Annotated in this window: 17 protein-coding genes; 8 read left to right on the top strand and 9 right to left on the bottom strand. The window is 69.1% G+C overall.

The window, feature by feature from the left end; translation table 11 throughout:
• The first annotated feature begins 54 nt into the window (after window positions 1-54).
• Window positions 55-633, top strand: a complete 579-nt coding sequence (locus BVIR_RS07270; RefSeq protein ID WP_055037092.1) for a hypothetical protein — start codon at window positions 55-57, stop codon at window positions 631-633.
• Here the strand turns inward: BVIR_RS07270 and rlmB are convergent.
• Window positions 590-1441, bottom strand: a complete 852-nt coding sequence (rlmB, locus tag BVIR_RS07275; protein WP_055038742.1) for a 23S rRNA (guanosine(2251)-2'-O)-methyltransferase RlmB — start codon at window positions 1439-1441, stop codon at window positions 590-592. The two genes, BVIR_RS07270 and rlmB, sit on opposite strands and share 44 nt — an antisense overlap.
• Before the next feature lie 216 nt (window positions 1442-1657).
• Here rlmB and BVIR_RS07280 point away from each other — a divergent pair, with 216 nt between their 5' ends.
• A complete protein-coding gene (locus tag BVIR_RS07280; protein WP_055038743.1) occupies window positions 1658-2101 on the top strand; it encodes an NUDIX hydrolase in 444 nt (147 codons plus the stop codon).
• A 19-nt stretch (window positions 2102-2120) separates the two neighbouring features.
• On the opposite strand, the gene BVIR_RS07285 is transcribed toward BVIR_RS07280, so the two are convergent.
• From BVIR_RS07285 to BVIR_RS07295, 3 genes are all read right to left on the bottom strand, one after another.
• Window positions 2121-3386 carry a hypothetical protein gene (locus BVIR_RS07285; protein WP_055037093.1) on the bottom strand — a complete coding sequence of 422 codons (1266 nt, stop codon included), beginning with the start codon at window positions 3384-3386 and terminating at the stop codon, window positions 2121-2123.
• A gap of 195 nt (window positions 3387-3581) precedes the next feature.
• The gene (locus BVIR_RS07290; protein ID WP_055037094.1) at window positions 3582-5066 is read right to left on the bottom strand and encodes an AMP-binding protein; all 1485 of its coding nucleotides are present in this window, start codon (window positions 5064-5066) and stop codon (window positions 3582-3584) included.
• 15 nt (window positions 5067-5081) lie between these two features.
• Window positions 5082-6884, bottom strand: coding sequence for an extracellular solute-binding protein (locus BVIR_RS07295; protein ID WP_055037095.1), 1803 nt, complete (start codon window positions 6882-6884; stop codon window positions 5082-5084).
• A gap of 256 nt (window positions 6885-7140) precedes the next feature.
• Between BVIR_RS07295 and BVIR_RS07300 the strand changes: the two genes are divergently transcribed.
• On the top strand, window positions 7141-7887 hold the full coding sequence (locus BVIR_RS07300; protein ID WP_055037096.1) for an invasion associated locus B family protein: 747 nt from the start codon (window positions 7141-7143) through the stop codon (window positions 7885-7887).
• Window positions 7888-8275: 388 nt separating this feature from the next.
• Here BVIR_RS07300 and BVIR_RS07305 read toward each other — a convergent pair whose 3' ends face one another.
• On the bottom strand, window positions 8276-9196 hold the full coding sequence (locus BVIR_RS07305; RefSeq protein WP_145912038.1) for a hypothetical protein: 921 nt from the start codon (window positions 9194-9196) through the stop codon (window positions 8276-8278).
• A gap of 257 nt (window positions 9197-9453) precedes the next feature.
• Between BVIR_RS07305 and glmU the strand changes: the two genes are divergently transcribed.
• The 3 genes from glmU (at window position 9454) to BVIR_RS07320 (ending at window position 13454) form a co-directional block, all read left to right on the top strand.
• Complete coding sequence (glmU, locus tag BVIR_RS07310; RefSeq protein WP_055037098.1) at window positions 9454-10815, top strand: bifunctional UDP-N-acetylglucosamine diphosphorylase/glucosamine-1-phosphate N-acetyltransferase GlmU; 1362 nt, start codon at window positions 9454-9456, stop codon at window positions 10813-10815.
• Between the two features lie 213 nt (window positions 10816-11028).
• Complete coding sequence (gene glmS, locus BVIR_RS07315; RefSeq protein ID WP_055037099.1) at window positions 11029-12852, top strand: glutamine--fructose-6-phosphate transaminase (isomerizing); 1824 nt, start codon at window positions 11029-11031, stop codon at window positions 12850-12852.
• On the top strand, window positions 12849-13454 hold the full coding sequence (locus BVIR_RS07320) for a GNAT family N-acetyltransferase (RefSeq protein WP_055037100.1): 606 nt from the start codon (window positions 12849-12851) through the stop codon (window positions 13452-13454). Before glmS ends, BVIR_RS07320 begins: the two co-directional genes overlap by 4 nt.
• Before the next feature lie 25 nt (window positions 13455-13479).
• Here the strand turns inward: BVIR_RS07320 and BVIR_RS07325 are convergent, their stop codons facing one another.
• From BVIR_RS07325 to BVIR_RS07335, 3 genes are all read right to left on the bottom strand, one after another.
• Window positions 13480-13902, bottom strand: coding sequence for a YbaN family protein (locus tag BVIR_RS07325; RefSeq protein WP_055037101.1), 423 nt, complete (start codon window positions 13900-13902; stop codon window positions 13480-13482).
• A 300-nt stretch (window positions 13903-14202) separates the two neighbouring features.
• A complete protein-coding gene (gene recG / locus BVIR_RS07330) occupies window positions 14203-16305 on the bottom strand; it encodes an ATP-dependent DNA helicase RecG (RefSeq protein ID WP_055037102.1) in 2103 nt (700 codons plus the stop codon).
• Between the two features lie 329 nt (window positions 16306-16634).
• Complete coding sequence (locus tag BVIR_RS07335; RefSeq protein ID WP_055038744.1) at window positions 16635-16895, bottom strand: type II toxin-antitoxin system ParD family antitoxin; 261 nt, start codon at window positions 16893-16895, stop codon at window positions 16635-16637.
• 222 nt (window positions 16896-17117) lie between these two features.
• Here BVIR_RS07335 and BVIR_RS07340 point away from each other — a divergent pair, with 222 nt between their 5' ends.
• A complete protein-coding gene (locus BVIR_RS07340) occupies window positions 17118-17414 on the top strand; it encodes an FAD assembly factor SdhE (protein WP_055037103.1) in 297 nt (98 codons plus the stop codon).
• 216 nt (window positions 17415-17630) lie between these two features.
• A complete protein-coding gene (mfd, locus tag BVIR_RS07345) occupies window positions 17631-21149 on the top strand; it encodes a transcription-repair coupling factor (protein WP_055037104.1) in 3519 nt (1172 codons plus the stop codon).
• Between the two features lie 152 nt (window positions 21150-21301).
• Here mfd and BVIR_RS07350 read toward each other — a convergent pair whose 3' ends face one another.
• Window positions 21302-21934 carry a MarC family protein gene (locus BVIR_RS07350; protein ID WP_055037105.1) on the bottom strand — a complete coding sequence of 211 codons (633 nt, stop codon included), beginning with the start codon at window positions 21932-21934 and terminating at the stop codon, window positions 21302-21304.
• Window positions 21935-22053 lie beyond the last annotated feature (119 nt).

Here is a 22053-nt window from a genome sequence, read left to right on the forward strand (position 1 = left end):
TCATCATCATGGGTGAAACATGGGGCGGTTCAGGTTCGGTCGGCAGGAGGCCACATGCGCGCGTTGCTCGCTTTTGCCCTGGCAGCGCTGCTGCCGGCGTCCGCCGGGCCGGCGTCGGCCGACTGGACGCCGGTTCAGCTTGGCCCCGGCGGCCCGATCATCGAGCAGGATTGGGGGCTCTATCGCCCAGGCCACGGCAGTCCGCGCGTGCTCGACGGACCGATCCTGATGCCGGTGCCTCGGCCGATCGGCATGCCCGAGCCGATGCGGCGCCATTTCGAGATGCACTATGCGCGGCGCGGCATGGCCTGGCCGGGCATGCCCGGTTCGGGCGACGACATCGTGCGCAAGGACACCCCGCCCTCGCTGCCGGGCGGCTCGCGCACCGTTGAGCGCATGCGGCTCGACCAGAGGTGGGTCGAGCCGACCTGGGTGCATTTCTACCCTGGCGGCGTCGAGCCGGGCGACCATCCCAAGCGCAAGCCGGCGCCGACGCCGACACCGGCGGAGCCCTATTTCCGCTCGTGGTCGACGCCGACCATGCCGGACGCGGTGCAGCCGACCCCCAGCTACGACGGGCCGGACGTGATCATCGCGCCGGAGGACGGGCCGTGGCCTCGGCCACGGCGCTGACGGCGGTCTGCCGGATGGCACGCGTTGCGACATAGAGCGCGAGCGCGGCGGCGTTCGAGACGTTGAGGCTGTCGATTCGGCCTGGCAGGTCGATGCGGGCGAGCCGGTCGCAGATCTCGCGGGTCTTCTGCCGCAAGCCTTTGCCTTCGGCGCCGAGCACCAGGGCCACCGGGGCGGTGAGGGCAAGATCGCCCAGATCGGCCTCGCCCTGGCCGTCCAGCCCGACCAGCGTGAAGCCCCGGTCGCGCAATGCCTCCAGCGCGCGGGCGAGGTTCTGCACGCTGACCACCGGGGTATGCTCGAGCCCGCCGGAAGCGGCCTTGGCGAGCACGCCGGTGGCTTCAGGCGAGTGGCGGTTGGTGGTGACGATGGCGCGCGCCGCGAACGCCGCGGCCGAACGGACGATGGCGCCGACATTGTGGGGGTCGGTCACCTGATCGAGCACCAGCACCACGCCGTCCGCGGGGATGTCGTCGAGTTCAGGTGCATCGAGCGGGGCGCATTCGGCATAGAGCCCCTGGTGGACGGCATCGGCACTGACCAGGCGGTCGATTACCGCCGGCCGCACGATTTCCGGATTGACGGCGTCGAGCCCGGCGTCGGCGAGCCGCTTGGCGCCGTTTTCGGTGGCGAGCAGCCGGCGGATGCGGCGGCCCGGATTGCGCAGGGCTTCCGCCACCGGGTGCCAGCCATAGAGAATGACGACCTCGTCGTGGCGGCGCGGTCCACCGCGGCCGCCGCGCGGCGCCGGCTTGCCGGGGCGACGGCCCGCTTTGGCCGGGCGCGGGGGCGAAGTCCAATCGCCGATGGACGGATCGATGTCGCTGCCAAGCTCAGCCGGCGGCTCGCCGCCGGGCCTCGGCGCATTATGTGGTGTACGGGACATGCTTCGTCTTCTCACGGCGGCAGAACGGGGGCAAGCCGGACATGGCGTCGTCGCGTTGGTGTCCGATGGTGTTGCGCTCGAAGGTCGTCCGGCGGTTTGGCCAACGACAACGCTATTGAAAAGGTGCAGGTTGTCATAATGGCAAAGCAGAATCGCTTGGTTCCGCGGTCGCAGGTGGCGGCGCTACCGGTTCGGCAAGGGGCCGACGGCCGCTGGAAAGTGCTGCTGGTGACATCCCGCGAAACCCAGCGCTGGATCGTTCCCAAAGGCTGGCCGATAAAGGGTGTGCCGGACTATATCGCTGCGGCCCAGGAGGCGCGCGAGGAGGCCGGCCTGTTCGGCTACGTGCAGAAAAAGCCGCTCGGCTGCTATGAGGCGTGGAAGCGACTCGACAGCGGCTTCGAGCTGGTCAACGTGAGGGTGTTCCGGTTCGACGTCGAGGACCAGTTCGATACTTGGCTCGAAAAGGGACAGCGCCAACTGCGCTGGGTCGACCTCGACGCGGCGGCAGACCTGATCGAGGAGCCGGGCCTGAGCGCGCTGCTGCGCCAAATCAAACCGAACTGGGAGGATGCGGCGTAACCTCGGCCGCGCCGCGCGATCAGCCGGCTTCGGCCAGTTTGGCAGGGGCGGCGGACGCGCCGCCGAGCCGGGCGAGAAACGCCTCGGCCGATTCGCCGGGCTTGGCGGTAACGCAGCGAACCGACAACGCTGGTCCGGCCCGGCCGGTCGCAACCAGGGCGGTATGCGTCAGGATGCCGGACAGCCGCGCCGAGATGCGGGCGGCGGTGTCGCGGTCGCTGCCAACCAGCACCACCAGCACCACGCTGTCATCGTACTGCGTGACCAGGTCGGAGCGCCGCATCAGCCGTGCCACCATGCGCGGCACCACCGCCGGTAGGGGCTGGCCCTGCTCGGCGGCGAGCCGGAGCGCGACGACGTCGCGGCCGTTGGACTCAGCCCACGCCATCGACTGGATCACACCGGCGCGGAAGGCATCCGGCCACAGCAGCCCGGTGTCGGGATCGGCGAGGCCGGCGGCATGCATGTCCTGGATCAGCCCGGACAGTTGATGCTCCAGCGCGTGGAGGCGGGCGGCGGCGTAGAGCGCCCCGCCGAGGCGCGGATCGTGCGGCGCCAGGATTTCGCTCGGCAGGTCGATCCGCAGCCGGAAGGCCGGGTCGGCGCCGAGCCAGAATGCGGGAAGGTCGCGTCGGCGCGGGTCGTCCCGCAGCCAGGACAGGAAGGTTTCGGCCGACACCGTGTCGATTGCCGGCCCGATCACCACCGCGTCGAAGTGGCGAAGCTCAAGATAGGTCCCGGCCAGGCTGGTCGACGGCGCGCCGACCAGCGAAATGCCGCGTGCGGCGCAGATCGGCGCCACCACTGGCAGCACCGCGCCATTGTCGATCACCAGCACCGCGGTATCGCGGGCAGGCGCCCACGGGTCCGGCAGGGCGGGCGCTCCCAGTGCCGCCGCGGTGGCGACCACGCGTCGCCGCAGCGTCTCGAGCAGCAGCGTGCGTGTACGCGACGCCTGCTGCAGGGCGGCGTAGAGCGCACCGGCGTCAGCCTCGGCGTCGAGCCACAGCGTGGCGATGCGGTCGGAATCATTCGGCGACCAGCGCCGGATCAACGGCACGAAGTGGTCGGCGGTGAGAATCGCCGCCGTCAAAGCGTCGGCGGCATCCTCGTCCTCGCCGCTGTCGACAACCAGCACTGCCGCCGGCGCGATGCTGCGCACCACCGCGGGCGCCTCGGCGTGGCCGACCGGCACGACCTCGCTCTCGATCATCGCAACCATGTGACCGACGATCGGTGCGGAGATCTCCCGCGTCACGAGCACAACCGGGCCATCAAGCTGCATGTGGGAGCTTTCAATTCCTTGGTGTCCGCCCAGGGGACCACGGCGCCGTAAAGAACTCGTCAATGACGCCGGAGCCCCGCGGAACGGGATCAGCACGCGCCGACTCCGCCGGCGCAAGGCCGGGCAGGGCGCGGTCCGCCTGCTAATTGTCAGACACCGTAGAGGTTTGCGCCAAACGTCGGCGCGCCGGCCCGCTCAGGCCGAGCGGCGGGCCTTCGCCGGCGACAGGCCGACCAGCGGAAGGGCGGCCGAGGCGGCGGGGTCGACCGCGCCCTCGGTTGCGGCAACGACACGCTGGCCGAGCACGCGGTGCGGCAGCGCCGCGACCTCGACCGGGGCGCCGAGCAGCTTGGACAGCTTGGCCTCGGCGTCGCGCAGCGACACCCGGTAGCCGCCGATGCGCGCCACGCCACGGGGCGGCGCGTCGCTGACCAGGGCGCCCTCGGCATTGGCATGGCAGGTCCAGCCGGTGTCGTAGGCGCCTTCCGCCACCAGCGGCAGGCCCGAACCGGCGGATGCCGGGAACGCCATGTGCGGCACCATCGCGCCGGCGAGTGCGAGCGTGCCTTGGAGGGTCCGGTGACCGACCATCGCGACGGCAACCGGATCGAGCCCGGCCGAGGCGTCGGCCCGGGTCGGCACCACGGCGCGCTGCTCGGCGCCGTCGCGCCGTCGCGCCAGCAGCGCCGCTTCGCCCCAGGCGGTGATGTCGACCACGCCGATGTCCTCGGTCAGCCAAGGCGTCGGCACCAGTTCCGGCGCGCGATTGAGCAGTAGCACCACCCGCAGGTCGGGGCAGGTCTTGAACCGGCCCTCGGCCGACAGCGAGCCGCCGACGTCGGACGGCAGCAGGAGGTGGGTTCCGCTCACCAGCGGCACGGTTTCGATCAGTTCGGCGGTCGAGGCCGGACGGGCAAGCGCCAGCGTGCCGCCGGCCAGCAGCCAGACCACCATGCTGCAGGTCAGGCCGGCGAAGCTGGACAGCGCCACCGTCGACAGCAGCACGGCCGACTCGTCGAGCCGGCCGGCGAGCAGCGTCGGCACACCACCCGCCACCAACGCCCGATGCGAGCGCGGCACCAGATAGGGACCGTCGGGCCCGACGTCCCAGGTCAGCACCGCGACGTGGTCGGCCGGATTGCCGGAGCGGTAGCTCGGGATGCGGCCGATCTCGCCGGTGACGAGGTCGTCCAGGCTGCCGAGTGCGATGACGCCGTCGGGTGCGTCGTCGCGTAGCGCGCAGACGAACCGCACCGCAAATACTCCGGCCGCGACCCGGCAATGAAGGTCGACGGTGTCGTCGGCATCGCCGAACGAGACCATTGCCCGCGCCCCGCTGCCTTCGATCGCAGGGGTGAGGTCCGCCTCGCGCCAGAGTTCGGGGATGAACATCGGAATCAGGCCGGCGCGGCTGGCGGCGAGCAGCGCCACCACCTGACCGACCGAGGCCGGCCCCTGCAGCGCGATCACCGAATCCTGCGGCAGGCCGAGTGCGGCGAGCCGGCTGGCGAGCACCGACACGGCGCGCTCGACGCTGGCGAACGACAGTTGCCAGAGCTGGTTGCCGACCCGCTCGATCAGAGCGGTCGCGTCCGGCCGCTGTTCGGTGGTCCGGCGGAATATCTGGTCGAGAGTTACCCGACCGGCAAAGCCATCGCTGTCGTCGTGTTCGAGAATCACTTCGCACCTCTTGCGCTAGGGTGCCACACGCCACCAGCTTTCGGGGAGGGGTCCATTGAGAGAAGAGTGCTCCGGCCAGCCGATATATTTCCAGCGCGCGATTCTCTGCTCCGGCAGGTGAAACAGCGGGATCATGTAAAGGCCGGATATCAAGCAGCGATCGAGTGCGTGCACTGCGGACACGAAGCTGGCGCGGTCGCGTGCCGCCAGCATCGCCTCGATCATGGCGTCGACGGCGGGGTTCTTGGCGCCCATGTAGTTGCGGGTGCCGAGCGCGTCCGCCGCAGTGGAGCCAAAGTAGAACGCCTGCTCGTTGCCCGGTGACAGCGACTGCGTCCAGGTGAACGGCATCATGTCGTAGTCGTAGGTCTGCAAGCGGCGATCGTACTGGACGTTGTCGACCAACCGCACCTCGGCTGAGATGCCGGCGCGGCGGACCATGCGGGCATAGGCCAGCGCCAGCCGCTCCTGGTCCTTGGTGCCGACCAGGATCTCGAAGGCGAACGGGGTGCCATCGGCACCGCGCAGCACGCCGCCGTCGAGCCGGTAGCCGGCGGCGGCGAGCGTCTCCAGCGCGTGCCGCAAGCGGTCGCGGTCGCGGCCGGAGCCGTCGGTGACGGGCGGACGGTAGCTGCCGTCCATGACGTCGGGGCGGATGGCTGCGGCGAACGGCGCCAGCAGCTGCCGCTCGGCATCGCTGGCGGGGCGACCCAGCGCCGAGAGCTCCGAGCCCTCGAAGAAGCTGCCGGTGCGACGGTAGGCGCCGAAATAGTAGTTGGCGTTGAGCCATTCGAAGTCGAACAGCTCGATCAGCGCCTCGCGCACGCGAGGGTCGGAGAACACCGGCCGGCGCAGGTTAAACACCAGCCCGGTCACCGGCTTCGGCAGGCCGTCGGCGACGGTCGCCCGCACCACATGGCCGTCGCGGACAGCGGGAAAATCGTATCCGCTCGCCCACCGGCCGGGATCGGTCTCGACCCTGACGTCGTAGAGGCCGCGCTTGAACGCCTCGAAATGGGTGTTGGCGTCGCGGTAATAGTCGAACCGCACCTCGTCGAAATTGTTGAGGCCGCGGGTGATGGCCAGATCCCGGCCCCAATAGTCGGGGTCGCGGCGCAGCACGAGCGATTCGCCCGGCCGCACCTCGGTGACGAGGTAGGGGCCGCTGCCGAGCGGCGGGGCGAGGCTGGTGCGCTCGAAGGTGTCGGGGTCGACGGCGTGGCGCGGCAGTACCGGCATCAGGCCTAAAATCAGCGGCAGCTCGCGGTCGTCCGCGCCGGTGAGGTCGAAGCGCACCGAGCGCGCGCCGGTGATCGCAACCGCTTTGACCTTGCGGTAATAGGTACGGTGGTTGGGCCGGCCCTTGTCGCGCAACAGCCGAAATGAAAAAACCACATCTTCCGGCGTCACCGGGCGGCCGTCGGAAAACGTTGCGCGCGGGTCGAGGTTGAAGGTGACGAAGGTGCGCTCGTCGTCGGTTTCGACCGACTGGGCGAGTAGGCCATAAAGCGTGAACGGCTCGTCGAGCCCGCGCGTGAGCAGGCTTTCCACCACGTAGCCGCGGATGCCGGTGGCCGACAGGCCGAGGACGATGAACGGGTTGAGACTGTCGAAGGTGCCGAGCATGCCCTGCACCAGCCGGCCGCCCTTGGGCGCGCGGGGATTGGCGTAGGCTGGCTCTACCATCTCCGGCGGCATCGCCGGTTGGCCGTGCATGGCGATGGCATGCGCCGGCATCGCCCGCGCCGGCAACGCCGCACCGACCGCGGCGAGAACGCTGGCCGCGAGTAGGGTGGTTGCCACGACGTGTCGCACCATGGATGCCCCGCTCGAAGATCGGACGTCTGCGACGGTGCGCAGCCGGGCCGAGTGCCCGAAGATCTCCGACCGGCGACCTCCGATCAAGCCCGATCGGGTTTTCCCGTTTTGCGATGCCAGCTTGGCAAGATTCCGTGAGGGCGGTACACCGGTCTCGACCAGCGCCACGCTCGCGCCTCAATTCGCCGTGATGGACCCACCTTAAGATGTCGCGCGGCGGTTCGAGTGATCGCACAGGCGCAAGAGGGGGTACCGTATGACGTTCCCGGTTCGATCAATCTCGCGCTCGCGTGCTCGCCTTGCCGTTTCGGTCGCCGCGGCGGTGCTGGCGCTCGGCGCCTTCGCCCACGAGGCCGCAGCCCAGAATGCGCCGGCCCAGCCCAAGCCGGTCCAGCCCAAGCCGGCCCAGCCGCAGGCCGGCCAGCCGGCGCCGCAACAGGGTCAGCAGGCGCCGCAGCAGGCGCAGGTGATCTCGACCTCCTGGACCAAGCTCTGCAACACCGACCCGCAGGCCAAGAAGGAAATCTGCCTCATCACCCAGGAGATCCGGGCCGAGACCGGGCAGTTCCTGGCGTCGGTGGCGATTCGCGAGATCGAAGGCGATCCGAAGAAGACCTTCATCATCGCCACCCCCTGGGGCATGCAGCTGCAGCCGGGCCTGCGCGTGGTCGTCGACCAGCAGCCGCCGGCCAACGCCAAGTACGCAGTGTGTTTCCCGAACGCCTGCTACGGCGACATGGAGATCAACGCCGACTTCGTCAAGAAGATGAAAGCCGGTCAGGCGCTGACAATTCAGACGCTCAACCAGGCCAACCGCACGGTGAGCTTCACCATGCCGTTGACCGGTTTCGGCAAGGCTTATGACGGTCCGGCACTCGACCCCAAGACCGTCGAGGAGCAGCAGAAGAAGCTGCAGGACGAGATGCAGAAGCGTGCCGAGGAACTGCGCAAGAAGTTGCTCGAGCAGGGCAACGGCGCCGCCGCGGCGACCGCGCCGAAGTGACCGGACCCGGCTGTCGAGCCTAGAGCATCATCCGACCTGACTGCATCAGGTCAGATGCTCTAGGTCTTTGTAATTTCGCATTTTCTTTCGCACAACCGGAACCCACTTGTGCGGAAAATGCTCTAAGCGTTCAATCGATCATCGCCATGGCCGGCCCCGGCCATGGCGATTTTCTTTGGCGGGGGTCGTTTTGGCCGCTGCGTCCGCTGCCGGCGGCGGTGCGTCGCTTGGGGACGGCACGCAAAACAGCAGCCGGTCGGTCGATCCGATGAGCCGGCTATTTGGCAGAGAACCCATTTCGAAGCATGGGCTTGCTGCGGAATTTTAAATCGGGATCATAGCGTCGGGCGGCTCGCGGACGTGCCGCGGCGAGGCGGATGGCACCAACTCAATAAAGCGCCAGCCGCTGGCCGTCGAACTGGGTCGGCTGGCAGTTGACGCCGGTGGTGCCGAGCGCAGCGCACAGTCGCGCCGCCGAGGAGGCGTTGGCCAGCGGGCCGACGACCAGACGAAGCTCGGTCGCGTCGCCCTGGCGGCTTTCGCGGATCGAGACCAGCGGCCGCAGCCCGTCCAGCAACTGGCTGTTGTTGCCACGGATGGCGGCCCAACGGGTTTTCAGCCCATCGATCGAGGCGTCGCTGCCGAGGTCGATGGCAAATTCGGTGCGGGTGCCGACCGACTCGGCCGGCGCATCGGCGCGGGGCCGCGGCTGCGGCACCGCCATGTTCGCCGCCGGCGCCGGCTTGACCGGCTTGAGGACATCCTTGCCGGTATCCTTGGCAATGTCGCCGAGCGACATCGGCTTGCCGGCGTCGCCATCGTGGTTGGTCTCGGCGTTCGTTGCCGCCGGCGAAGCGGCAGCCGGTTGCGCCAGTGCCGGTTTGAACGGTTCCGGCGCCAGCGCCGGCAACGGGGTGAGGGTGGTGTGGCCGGCCGGGGCCGGCTGGGTGGTGGCGTGACCGGCACCGGCGTCGCGGTCGCGCGGGATTGCCGCGGTGACGTCGCCGAGCGTGCGCTCCATCTGGTCGAGCCTAGCCATCAGCCGGTCGCGGTCGTCGCTGAGCGCCCGCACCGCGTCGATCAGCCGCTGGGTTTCTGCGAGCACGGCCGGATCGCGGCGGACGATGGCGTCCGGCGCGGCGTTGTTCGAGCCGCTCGCGGTCTCGACGGTGGGGTCGCCGAACAGCGAGGCGGCAAGGAGCACCGCGATTCCCCCCGTGAGCGCGACGCCGCCCCACACCGCGTAGGTTGTCCACGATGACGGCTCGTCGTCGTCCACACCGAGATTCGGGCGAGGGGCAGGGCGCATGGCAAGCTCAACCGGATAGGGGAACAGGATTAACAGAGCCTAGCAGATTCGCGCCTCCGCCGGCCCCTTCCGCATCCGAATGCACCCGGCTATGACTGCGCGTCCCACTCGTGGTCGCACGCCCACGTCCGCAACGGCGATGCGACAGAGCAGTCTGACCGCAGTTTATTGATTTTCCAGCGAAATCCAGCGCGTTGCCGCCACTGCGCCCAGCCGTTGGAGCCGTCCGCCACGGACCTCGCTGCCCGGAGGAGCCGATGCCTCGCCCGTCCACCCTCGCGATCGTGCTCGCCGCAGGCGAGGGCACCCGCATGAAGTCCGCCGTGCCGAAGGTGCTGCACCGCGTCGGCGCGTGCACGCTGGTCGGGCACGTCATGGCCGCGGTCGAGGCCGCCGGCGCCGACGACGTGGCGGTGGTGATCGGGCCCGACCGCGCTGACGTCGCCGCCGAGGTGCGGCGGTTCTCTCCGACCGCGGAGGTGTTCGAGCAGCGCGAGCGGTGCGGTACCGCCCATGCCGTGCTGGCGGCGCGGACGGCGATCGGCCGCGGCTACGACCGCGTGCTGATCGTGTTCGGCGACACCCCGCTGGTGCGGCCCGAAACCATGGCGACGCTGGCCGCGGCCGCCGAGGGCGCCGCCGTTGCGGTGCTTGGTTTCCGGCCGGAAGACCCCAGCGGCTATGGCCGGCTGGTGACGGACGGCGGCCGGCTCATCGCCATCCGCGAGGAGAAGGACGCCAGCGCCGAGGAGAAGACAATCGGCCTGTGCAATGCCGGCCTGATGGCGTTCGGCGGCGGAACGGCGCTGTCGCTGCTGGAACGCATCGGCAACGCCAACGCCAAGGGCGAGTTCTACCTCACCGACGCGGTGGAACTCGCGGTTGCCTCCGGGCTCAAGGCGGTGACGCTGGAGGCAGCCGACGACGAGGTGATGGGCATCAACGACCGCGCCCAGCTCGCCGCCGCCGAGGCGGTGTTCCAGCGCCGGGCGCGGGCGGCGGCGCTGGCCGGCGGCGCCACGTTGGTGGCACCGGACACCGTGTTCTTTTCCGCCGACACCGTGCTCGGCCGCGACGTGGTGGTCGAGCCGTTCGTGGTGTTCGGCCCCGGCGTCACGGTTGGCGATAACGTCACCATCCGGGCATTTTCTCACCTCAACGGCTTCGAGAAGGGCAAGCTCGACCGCGTTGCGGTCGAGGCGGGGGTGGAGCTGGGGCCGTTCGCCCGGCTGCGTGCCGGCGCCGCCATTGGCGCCGGGGCGCACATCGGCAATTTCGTCGAGGTCAAGGCCTCGACCATCGGCGAGGGCGCCAAGGTCAACCATCTCACCTACCTCGGCGACGCCAGCGTCGGCGCCGGCAGCAATGTCGGGGCCGGCACCATCACCTGCAACTATGACGGATACGGGAAATACCGGACCACGATCGGCGCCGGCGCCTTCATCGGCTCGAATTCCTCGCTGGTGGCGCCGGTGACGATCGGCGATGGTGCCTATGTCGGGTCGGGGTCGGTGGTGACCGACGACGTTCCCGACCACGCGCTGGCGGTGGCGCGTGGCCGGCAGGTCAACAAGGCCGGCTGGGCCGCCGAGTTCCGGCGCCTCAAGGGCAAGCCGTGAGGCGATCCTGTCATTGGCGTGACGTTTTGTGATTTGCCCCTCGGTTGAGGGCAGCTAAACCCGGTTAATACGAAATCTGGCCGACCAAGGCTGGAGTTTCGAATTCCGGTCGCCGAAGATTCCATTCTCGAACAAGGGTTTCGGCGAGGACGTTTCCGGGATCACGGCGTGATCTTCCGGAAACCGTATGAGCTGTGGTTGGAGAGATCGTTCATGTGCGGCATCGTCGGTATTCTGGGCCTGGAGCCGGTCGCTGAGCGCTTGGTGGAGGCGCTGAAGCGGCTCGAATACCGCGGTTACGACTCCGCAGGGGTCGCCACGCTGGAGGACGGCGGCATCGTCCGTCGCCGCGCCGAGGGCAAGCTGAAGAATCTCGACGCCCGGCTGCGCGCCGAGCCGCTCGGCGGCACCATCGGCATCGGCCACACCCGCTGGGCCACCCACGGCGCACCGACCGAACGCAACGCCCACCCCCACGCCACCGAGAAGGTCGCCGTCGTCCACAACGGTATTATCGAGAATTTCCGCGACCTTCGGCGCGAGCTGGAGGCGGCCGGCCACGTCTTCCTGACCGAGACCGATACCGAAATCGTCGCTCACCTCGTCACCGACGAGATGAACAAGGGCAAGGCCCCGGTCGAGGCGGTGGCGGCGGCGCTGCCCAGGCTGCGCGGTGCCTTCGCGCTCGCCTTCCTGTTCGCCGGCGAGCCGGATTTGATGATCGGCGCCCGCCGCGGCTCGCCGCTGGCGATCGGCTATGGCGACGGCGAGATGTATGTCGGCTCCGACGCCCTGGCGCTGGCGCCGTTCACCAGCCGCATCACCTATCTGGAAGACGGCGACTGGGCGATCATCACCCATCGCGGCGCCGAGATCCGCGACGCGGCGGGCCACAAGGTGGCGCGGGCGCAGATCACGTCGTCGGCGTCGTCGTTCCTGGTCGACAAGGGCAACCATCGCCACTTCATGGCGAAAGAGATCCACGAGCAGCCCGAGGTGGTCGGCCACACGCTGGCGCATTACCTCGACATGGCCAACGACCGGGTGCGGCTGCCGGCGCTGCCGTTCGACATCGCCAGCCTCAAGCACGTTGCGATGTCGGCCTGCGGCACCGCCTTTTACGCCGGCCTGATCGGCAAATACTGGATGGAGCGCTTCGCGCGGGTGCCGGTGGAGATCGATATCGCGTCCGAGTTCCGCTACCGCGAGGCGCCGCTGGCGCCGGGCGGGCTCGCGGTATTCGTGTCGCAGTCGGGCGAGACCGCCGACACCCTCGCGTCGCTGCGCTATGCCGCGCAGCACGGCCAGCACGTGCTCGGCATCGTCAACGTGCCGACCTCGACCATCGCCCGCGAGAGCCACGCCATCATGCCGACGCTGGCCGGGCCGGAGATCGGCGTCGCCTCGACCAAGGCGTTCACCTGCCAGCTTGGGGTGCTGGCGTGCCTGGCGGTGGCGGTCGGCCGCGCCCGTGGCACCCTGTCGGAGGCCGATGAGCAGAGGCTGGTCGGCGCGTTGGTGGCCGCCCCCGGCCTGATGGCGGAGGCGCTGAAGCTGGAGCCCAAGATCGAGGTGCTCGCCCGCACCCTCGCCAAGGACAAGGACGTGCTGTATCTCGGCCGCGGCACCTCCTATCCGCTGGCGCTGGAAGGTGCGCTGAAGCTGAAGGAAATCAGCTACATCCACGCCGAGGGGTACGCGGCCGGAGAGCTGAAGCACGGCCCCATCGCGTTGATCGACGAGACCATGCCGGTGATCGTGATCGCGCCCCACGACCGGGTGTTCGAGAAGACCGCCTCCAACATGCAGGAGGTGGCGGCGCGCGGCGGCCGCATCATCCTGTTCACCGACGCCAGGGGGGCAGAGGAAGCGGGAGTGAAGACCGAGGCGACCTTCGTGCTGCCGGACATGCCGGCCACCATCACCCCGTTCGCCTATGCGGTGTTGGTGCAGCTCCTCGCCTACCACACCGCGGTGGTGATGGGCACCGACGTCGACCAGCCGCGAAACCTCGCGAAGTCGGTGACGGTGGAGTGAACGGCCGTCCCGTCGCCGCCGGGCTGCCAATCCCGACGCTGTCGACGGAACGGCTCGTTCTGCGTGGCGTTACGGAGACCGACGTCGCCGCCTATCAGCGGCATTTTGTCGACTACGAGGTGATCCGCCACCTTAGCGCGGCCGTTCCATGGCCATACCCCGATGGTGGTGTCCGCGCGTTCATCCGCGATCAGGTGGTGCCGAACCAGGGCCAGGGCCGCTGGATGTGGGGCCTGCACCTCAAGGGGACGGAGGGCCTGGTCGGCGCCGTCGACCTGTGGCGGGAAGGACGGCCCGAGAACCGCGGATTCTGGCTGGGCCGGCCGTTCTGGGGGCGGGGCTACATGACCGAGGCGGCCGTCCGCATCACCGATTTTGCCTTCGACGAACTCGGCTTCGACCGGCTGGTGTTCACCAACGCGGTCGGCAATCGACGGTCACACGACATCAAGGCACGGACCGGCGCCACGCTGGTCGGAGTGGCGCCGGCGAGGTTCGTCGATCCGGCCTACAGCCAGCAAGAGGTCTGGCTGCTCACCAAAGAGCAGTGGCAGAATTGGCGCCGCTTGGCCCGGGTCGCAACGGGCGAGCCGCAGGGCTGAGGCAGGCGGGGGCGGACAGCTTTGGTCAGCGCGGCGTCTCCGGCCGCGTCGCCATCCAGGTGCCGACCGCGAGCAGCGCCACTGCGGTCGAGCCGATGGCGATCGGCGGCGCCCCCACCGCCCATTCCACAGCAAGACTGACGCCGAAGCTGGCGAACGCGATCAGCTTGACCTTGCGCGGAATGACGCCGTGGGCGCGCCAGTCGCGCACCAATGGCCCATAGCGCGGGTGGGTGAGGATCCAGCGCTCGACCTCGGGCGAGGAGCGCGCGAACAGCCACGCCGCCAGGATCAGGAACACCGTGCCCGGCATCACCGGCGTCACCACACCGACGATGCCGAGCCCCAGCGCGACAAAGCCGAGCGGGCGATAGACGTAGCGGCGCAGGCCGAGCGAGGTGGTGCGGACCGGGGGCTCGTCGGGCGGTTCAGGGGCGGGCGGGGTCATGGGTGAAGTGTACAATGCCTTGATGCGGCGGGCGACCTGATCTCCGTCGGGATTTGACGGCGCCGCGCGTGTCAACCTCGACCGGTCGTCCCCGGCGAGTGCGGCTTTGGCCGCACGAGGGAAGGGGACCCATGATCCACGACAGTCGGGATAAGCTGCAGCGTTCGATTGACGAGCATGCTTGATTGGAAACGTCGTGGTCCCTGGGTCCCCTTCCCGACCGCCTTCGGCGGTCGCCGGGGACGACTGGCGAGGTTCCGGCGCAAACTCGCAAATTGCCGGGTGCGATAGCTCAAAACATCACCCCGCCTGGAGCAGCCGCACCGCCTCGGTGCGCTCGAACAGGTGCAGCAGCACCCGCAGCGCCCGGCCGCGCTCGCTCGCCAGCGCCGGGTCGCCGGCCAGTGCCGCGGCCGCCTCATCGCGCGCGGCCGGCAGCAGCGCGCCGTGGCTCTCCAGCCGCGCCAGCCGAAAGCCGGGAAAGCCGGACTGGCGGGTGCCGAGCACGTCGCCCTCGCCACGCAGGCGCAGATCCTCCTCGGCGATGCGGAAGCCGTCCTCACTGTCGCGCAGGATGGCGAGGCGGGCTTTTGCGGTCTCGCCGAGCGGGCCCTTGTAAAGCAGCAGGCAGGTCGAGGGCTTGTCGCCGCGGCCGATGCGGCCGCGCAGCTGGTGCAACTGGGCGAGGCCGAAGCGCTCGGCGTGCTCGACCACCATCACGGTCGCCTCCGGTACGTCGACGCCGACCTCGATCACCGTGGTCGCGACCAGGATGGCGGTGTCGCCCGCGGCGAAGCTCGCCATCGCGGCGTCCTTCTCGCTGCCCTTGAGACGGCCGTGGATCAGCCCGACGCGCGTGCCGAACCGGGTGCGCAGCAGGGCCGCGCGGTCCTCGGCGGCGGCAAGGTCGACCTCGCTCGATTCCTCGACCAGCGGGCACACCCAATAGACCCGCGCGCCGGAGGCGACCGCGCGGCCGACCGCGTCGACCACCTCCGGCAAACGTTCCAGGGGAACCGTGCGGGTGTCGATCGGCAGCCGGCCAGCCGGCTTCTCAGTCAAGGACGAAATGTCCATGTCGCCGAAATAGGTCAGCACCAATGTGCGCGGGATCGGGGTCGCGGTCATCACCAAGAGATCCACCGCCTCGCCCTTGCTGGCGAGCGCTAGGCGCTGGTGAACGCCGAAGCGGTGCTGCTCGTCGACCACCGCGAAGGCGAGATCCTTGAACGCCACGTCGTCCTGGAACAGCGCGTGGGTGCCGACCACGATGTCGAGCTCGCCCGCCGCCAGCGCCGACACGATGGCCTCGCGGGTCCGGCCCTTCTCGCGGCCGGTGAGCAGCGCGCTGCGCAGCCCGGCGGCCTCGGCGAAGCGCGCGATGGTGGAAAAATGCTGACGGGCGAGGATCTCGGTCGGCGCCATCAGCGCCGCCTGCCGGCCGGATTCGACCACCTGGGCCATGGCGATCAAGGCGACCACCGTCTTGCCGGCGCCGACGTCGCCCTGCAACAGCCGGATCATGCGGGTGTCGGCGGCAAGGTCGGCCGAGATGTCCGCAACGGCCTGCTGCTGCGAGGCGGTGAGGACGAAGGGGAGGGCCTTGATCAGCCGGTCGCGGACGCGGCCATCGCCAAGGCTGCGCCGGCCCGGCTCGCGGCGCATGTGGCTGCGCAGGAGCTGCAGCGCAAGTTGACCGGCGAACAGCTCGTCATAGGCGAGGCGCCGCCACGCCGGGCTTTCGGGGTCGAGATCCTCCGGCGCGGCCGGGGCGTGGAGCGTGCGCAGCGCATCAGTGAACGGCGGCCAGCGATTGCGGGCGAGGTGGGCGGCATCCTGCCACTCCGGCAGCGCCGGCAGCCGGGCGAGGGCGGCCGCGGCTGCCCGGCGGAGGTGGCCGAGCGCCAGGCCCTCGGTCAGCGGATAGACCGGCTCCAGCGCCGGCAGGCTGGCGGCATCCTCGACCGACACCACCCGGTCGGGGTGAGCCATCTGCAGCATGCCGTCATACATCTCGACGGTGCCGGAGACGATGCGACGCTCGCCGACCGGGTAGAGCCGCTCCAGCCGGGTCTTGTCGCCCTTGAAATAGACCAGCGACAGATCGCCGGTGTCGTCGTGGGTATGGACCCGCCACGGTGCCTTGGCCCGGCCGGGCGGCGGCGGGCGGTGCTGGTCGACCGTGACCTCGACGGTGGCCAGCACCCCCGGCCGCACCTCGGCGAGCTTGGGCCGCCACCGCCGATCGATCACGGTGTGGGGCAGATGCAGCACCAGGTCGACCACCCGTGCCGGCGAGCCGTCGCGGCCGAGCAGCCGGTCGTAGAGCGGCCTCAGACGCGGCCCGATGCCGGGCAGGGCGGTGATCGGGGCGAACAGGGGGTCGAGCACGGAGGGACGCATGACGTCTTGATCGCTGTCCGTTTCAGCCGGACGACCTCATCGCGGGTCTTGAGGCAGCCAGCTTTCAGGGTTGCGCATACCATGCACAATGGCCACCACCATCACGCCGTCGGGCTGCGGTTCGTAAATGATGATGTAGAGGCCTCGACCAGAATTCGTGCCATTGGGCTCAACGCGGGCCGGGCGGCGCCGATATTGGGATTGGCGGCGGCCAGCTCCACCTTGTGCATGATGCGCCAGTATGGCCATCGGCGGCGCGAATATTGTCTGCGGCGATGCCCGCCCAGACCTCATAGAGACCGGCCTCCGCACGCGGGGTGAAGACAAGCCTATCCACGTTTCAGCGCTTTATCCTTGAACTTTTCAAGAAGCGCCTCCGCGTCCACCGGACGGACCGCGCCACTGGCCATGCCCTCGTCATAGGCTCGCTTCAGCTTCGCCAGCTCCAGCGCACGGATCTCCTCGCGTTGCTCCCACAGCCGCAAAGCATCCCGGACTACCTCGCTGTTAGAGGCATAAGCCCCGGATTCCACAGCCTGTTGCACCCGGCTGGCCTGCTGCTGAGACAGGGAAACGGTCATTGTGCGCATCATGACACCTTCCGTGGCCTGATTATATTTCGCCAACAAGAATTCACAAGAACTGGTAGGCGCCGGGCAAAAGCCTCAATCCCGCGACCCTGCCGTCGGCGACAGCAAGCCCGTGCCGTGATGACAACGCGGCGCTGACAGCGGCGGCGGCGGACGCTATAGAGGAACGAGCACCGGGGGCCAAACGGCTCCGCGGGCCTTTTTCTATTCCGGAGTGACCCTATGTCAGGCACCACGCGATCGAGCGCCGGTCTCGACGAGCGCCGCCGCCGCATCCTGTTCCGCGCCTGGCACCGCGGCACCCGCGAACTCGACCTTTTGATCGGCCGCTTCGCCGACGCCATGCTCGGCACCTTGAACGAGGGCGAGGTCGATCAGCTTGAACACCTGATGGACGCCCAGGACCACGATATCTACGGCTGGATCACCGGCTCGCGCGAGGTTCCGCCGGATTATGACACCGCGGTTTTAAAGGGCCTGCGCGATTTCCATCGCGACCACCCGGGAGCCGATGCGTGATCGCGGTGGCGCAACGCCAGTCTTTTTCGACCCTCTCTCCCTGCGTGAGAAGGGGTCGAGCAATTTTGAGTTTTGGATCGCGAGGCGGGTGAGGGAGCAAACTGAGACGTCACGCGCCGGGATAGCTCACCCGGCTCGGACGTCACGTTGTTCCGTCCTCGCCGCCCCCGTCCGCGATGGGCGAGGGACGCGCCGTGCCGACCACCCGGATTTCGAATGAACAAGCCGCTTCGCGCCCCCCAATCCCTCACTCCCGGCAAGCCGGTGACCTTCGCCAGCGTGGCGGACGGCATCGAGCCTCTGGTCGCAGGCGACCTTGCCCGCGCCGCCGCCGCCCGGCCCGACGCCCCGGCGGTCAGCCTCTTGATGGTGTGCCGCGACGGCCCGCGGATGCAGGCGATCGAGAGCGCGCTCGGCTTCTTCGCGCCCGATGTCGAGGTGTTGTCGCTGCCGGCATGGGACTGCCAGCCCTACGACCGGGCTTCGCCCAACGCCGCCATCGTCGCCCGCCGCATGTCGGTGCTGGCGCGGCTCGCCCGCGTCACCGGCCGCGACAAGCCGGCGATCCTGCTGACCACCGTCAATGCCGTGCTGCAGCGCCTGCCGGCGCGCGAGACGGTGGCGGTGCAGTCGCTGGCGGTGGCGCCCGGCAACATGGTGGCGATGGCGGGCATCGTCGAGTGGCTGGAGATCAACGGCTTCTTGCGCAGCGCCACGGTGCGCGACACCGGCGAATACGCGGTGCGCGGCGGCATCGTCGACATGTTCCCGCCGGGGCTCGACCTGCCGGTGCGGCTCGATTTCTTCGGCGATACGCTGGAGTCGATCCGCACCTTCGACCCGGAGACCCAGCGCTCGGTGGCGCAGATGCGCCAGCTCGAATTCGTGCCGGTCAGCGAACTGCAACTCACCACCGACAGCATCCGCCGCTTCCGCCTCGGCTATGTCGCGGCGTTCGGTGCTGCCACCAAGGGCGATACGCTCTACGAGACGATTTCCGAAGGTCGCCGCTCGCCCGGCCACGAGCATTGGCTGCCGCTGTTCCACGAAAAGCTCGATACCCTGTTCGACTATCTGCCCGGCACGCCTGTGGTGCTGGAGCCGTTGGCCGAGGACGCGGTGAAGGAGCGTTTCGCCCAGATCGCCGACTATTATCAGGCGCGGCGCGAGGCGCTCGACATGCCGGCGAGCGGTACCATGCAGGCGGTCTATAAGCCACTGCCGCCGGACAAGCTCTATCTCACCGCGGGCGAATGGCAGGGGCGGCTCGGCGAGCGGGGCCTGGCGCGATTTTCGCCGTTCGCAGTGCCCGACACCGTCAACGTCGTCGACGTCGGTGCCAAGCGCGGCCATAGCTTCGCCGCCGAGCGCGCCAGCGACGCCAACGTGTTCGACGCGGTGGTGGCGCACATCCGCACCCTGCAGGAGGGCGGCAAGGCCGTGGTGGTGGCGGCCTGGACCGAGGGCTCGCGCGAGCGCCTCGGCCACGTGCTGCGCGACCATGGCCTGGAGCGGATCGAGACGGTGGGAAGCTGGGCCAAGGCGTTGGCGCTCGACGCCCGCACCACCGGTCTTGCCATCCTTGGCCTCGAAACCGGGTTCGAGACCGACGCGGTTGCGGTGCTGGCCGAGCAGGACATTCTCGGTGAGCGGCTGGTTCGGCCGCGGCGCGCCGCCAAGCGCGCCCAGAACTTCATCGCCGAGGTGACGAGCCTCAATGCCGGCGATCTGGTGGTTCACGTCGACCACGGCATCGGCCGCTTCGTCGGCCTGAAAACGGTCGAGGCCGCGGGCGCACCGCACGATTGCCTGGAGCTGCATTACGCCGGCGGCGACCGGCTGTTCCTGCCGGTCGAGAACATCGAGCTTCTGACCCGCTACGGCTCCGAGGACGCCGGGGCGGTGCTCGACAAGCTCGGCGGCCACGGCTGGCAGACCCGCAAGGCGCGGATGAAGAGCCGCATCCGCGAGATGGCGTCGGCGCTGATCAAGGTCGCGGCCGAACGCACGCTCAAGGAGGCGCCGCGCCTCACCGTGGCGCCGGGTCTGGCCGATGAGTTTGCGGCGCGGTTCCCGTTCGATGAGACCGACGATCAGCTTGCCGCTATCGAGGCGGTGACCGACGATCTGGCCGCCGGCCACCCGATGGACCGCCTGGTGTGCGGCGACGTCGGATTCGGCAAGACCGAAGTCGCGCTGCGCGCCGCCTTCGCCTGCGTGATGAACGGCAAGCAGGTCGCGGTGGTGGTGCCGACAACGCTGCTCGCCCGCCAGCACGCCCGCACGTTCACCGAGCGTTTCAAGGGCTTGCCGATCAACGTCGCCGAGGCCTCGCGCATGGTCGGCTCATCCGATCTGGCGAAGGTGAAGACCGGCATTGTCACGGGCGGCATCGACATCGTGGTCGGCACCCACGCGCTGCTCAGCAAGGGCATCAACTTCAAGGACCTTGGCCTGCTCATCGTCGACGAGGAACAGCATTTCGGCGTCAGCCACAAGGAGCGCTTAAAGCAGCTCCGCGCCGAGGTCCACGTCCTGACGCTGACGGCGACGCCGATCCCGCGCACGCTGCAGCTCGCCATGTCGGGCGTGCGCGAAATGTCGATCATCGCGACGCCGCCGGTGGACCGCCTCGCGGTGCGCACCTTCATAGCGCCGTTCGACGGCCTGGTGGTGCGCGAGGCGCTCCTGCGCGAGCGCTATCGCGGCGGCCAGGCATTCTACGTCTGCCCGCGGATCGAGGACATCGCCGCGTGCAAGGACTTCCTCGACAAGAACGTCCCGGAGGTGAAGGTGGTGGTCGGCCACGGCCAGATGTCGGCGAAGGAGCTCGAGAGCGTGATGACCGCGTTCTACGAGGGCAAGGCCGACGTGCTGCTCTCCACCACCATCGTCGAATCCGGTCTCGACATTCCGACCGCGAACACGCTGATCGTTCACCGCGCCGATATGTTCGGCCTCGCCCAGCTTTATCAGCTGCGCGGCCGCGTCGGTCGCGCGAAAACCCGCGCCTACGCGCTGTTCACGGTTTCAGCCGACAAGCCGCTCACCGCGCAGGCCGAGCGTCGGCTGAAAGTTCTGCAGTCGCTCGATACGCTGGGCGCCGGCTTCCAACTTGCCTCGCACGACCTCGACATCCGCGGCGCCGGCAATCTGCTTGGCGACGAGCAGTCCGGCCATATCAAGGAAGTCGGTTTTGAGCTCTACCAGCAGATGCTGGAGGAGGCGGTCGAGATGATGAAGGCCGGCATCACCGAACCGGTGTCCGACCAGTGGTCGCCGCAGATCACGCTGGGCGTGCCGGTGACGATCCCGGAGGACTACGTCGCCGACCTCAACGTGCGCCTCACGCTCTATCGCCGCTTGGCGGATCTGGAGGACGACACCCAGATCGAAGGGGTGGCGGCGGAAATGGTCGACCGCTTCGGGCCGATGCCGCCGGAGGTCGACCAGTTGCTCAAGATCGTCGCCATCAAGGCGCTATGCCGGCGCGCCAATGTCGAGAAGGTCGACGCCGGACCGAAGGGCGTGGTGATCGCGTTCCGCGACAACACCTTCAAGAACACCCGTGGCCTGATGAGCTTTATCCTCGACCAGGGACCGACGGCGAAGGTGCGGCCGGACCAGCGCATTCTGTTCCTGCGCGATTTCGACAAGGTGTCCGAACGCCTCAAGGGCACCATGATGATTCTGCGCAGCCTCGCCAAGATCGCGACGCGGGCCGAGGCAGCGTGAACCCCAGAGCCCTCATGCTGAGGAGGCCGCCAAGCAGCCGTCTCGAAGCGTGAGGGTGGCTCCGGCGTAGACTGGAGCATGCTTCGTGACGCCCGCTTGGCGGGCTGCTCACGATGAGGGCGCGTACTTGGCATCATCGGACGGAGCGCTGCTCACCCGCCCCTGATCACCGCGCTGGCGCCGTCGATCACGAACTGCACCGCCATCGCGGCGAGGATGACGCCGAGCAGGCGCGAGGTGACCGAGCGCATGGTGGTGCCGATCATGCGGTCGAGCCGTTCGGCGAGCAGCAGGCAGAGCGCGGCGATGCCCATCGCTGCCGCGATCACCGCGATCAGCATCGCGGCGAAGACGATGTCGCCGGGGCGCTGGCCGACCAGCAGCAGCGTGGCGGTGATGGCGCCGGGGCCGGCCAGTAGCGGGATGCCGAGCGGGAAGGCGGCGACGTTGTTGATGTGGTCTTTGGTCTTGGCCTCGGAGGCGGTGGTGATTTTGCGCTCGGCCTGCTCGCCGAACACCATCTCGGCGGCGATCCAGAACAGCAGCAGGCCGCCAGCGATGCGGAACGCCGGCAGGGTGATGCCAAGCTGACGCAGCAGCCAGTCGCCGGCCAGCGCCGCGCCGGTCAGGATGGCGAAGGCGATCAGGCAGGCGCGCACGGCCACCTGCCGGCGGTGCTGCGGCGACAGGCCGAAGGTGAGGTTCAGGAACAGCGGCACCAACGCCACCGGCTCGATGATCACGACCAGCGTCACGAAGGCGTTGACGAGGGCATCGAGCGGCATGGATCACCCCGATCGAGCGCGCCGGTCGCGGTGCGCGAGCGGCGGCGCCGTGCCGAGCATGGCGAGGCGGGCACGATCCTCGCGCCGGTGTCCCCATGGGTCAAGGCAGCGTCGCCGGA

It is taken from the genome of Blastochloris viridis (assembly GCF_001402875.1).
Lineage (GTDB): Bacteria > Pseudomonadota > Alphaproteobacteria > Rhizobiales > Xanthobacteraceae > Blastochloris > Blastochloris viridis.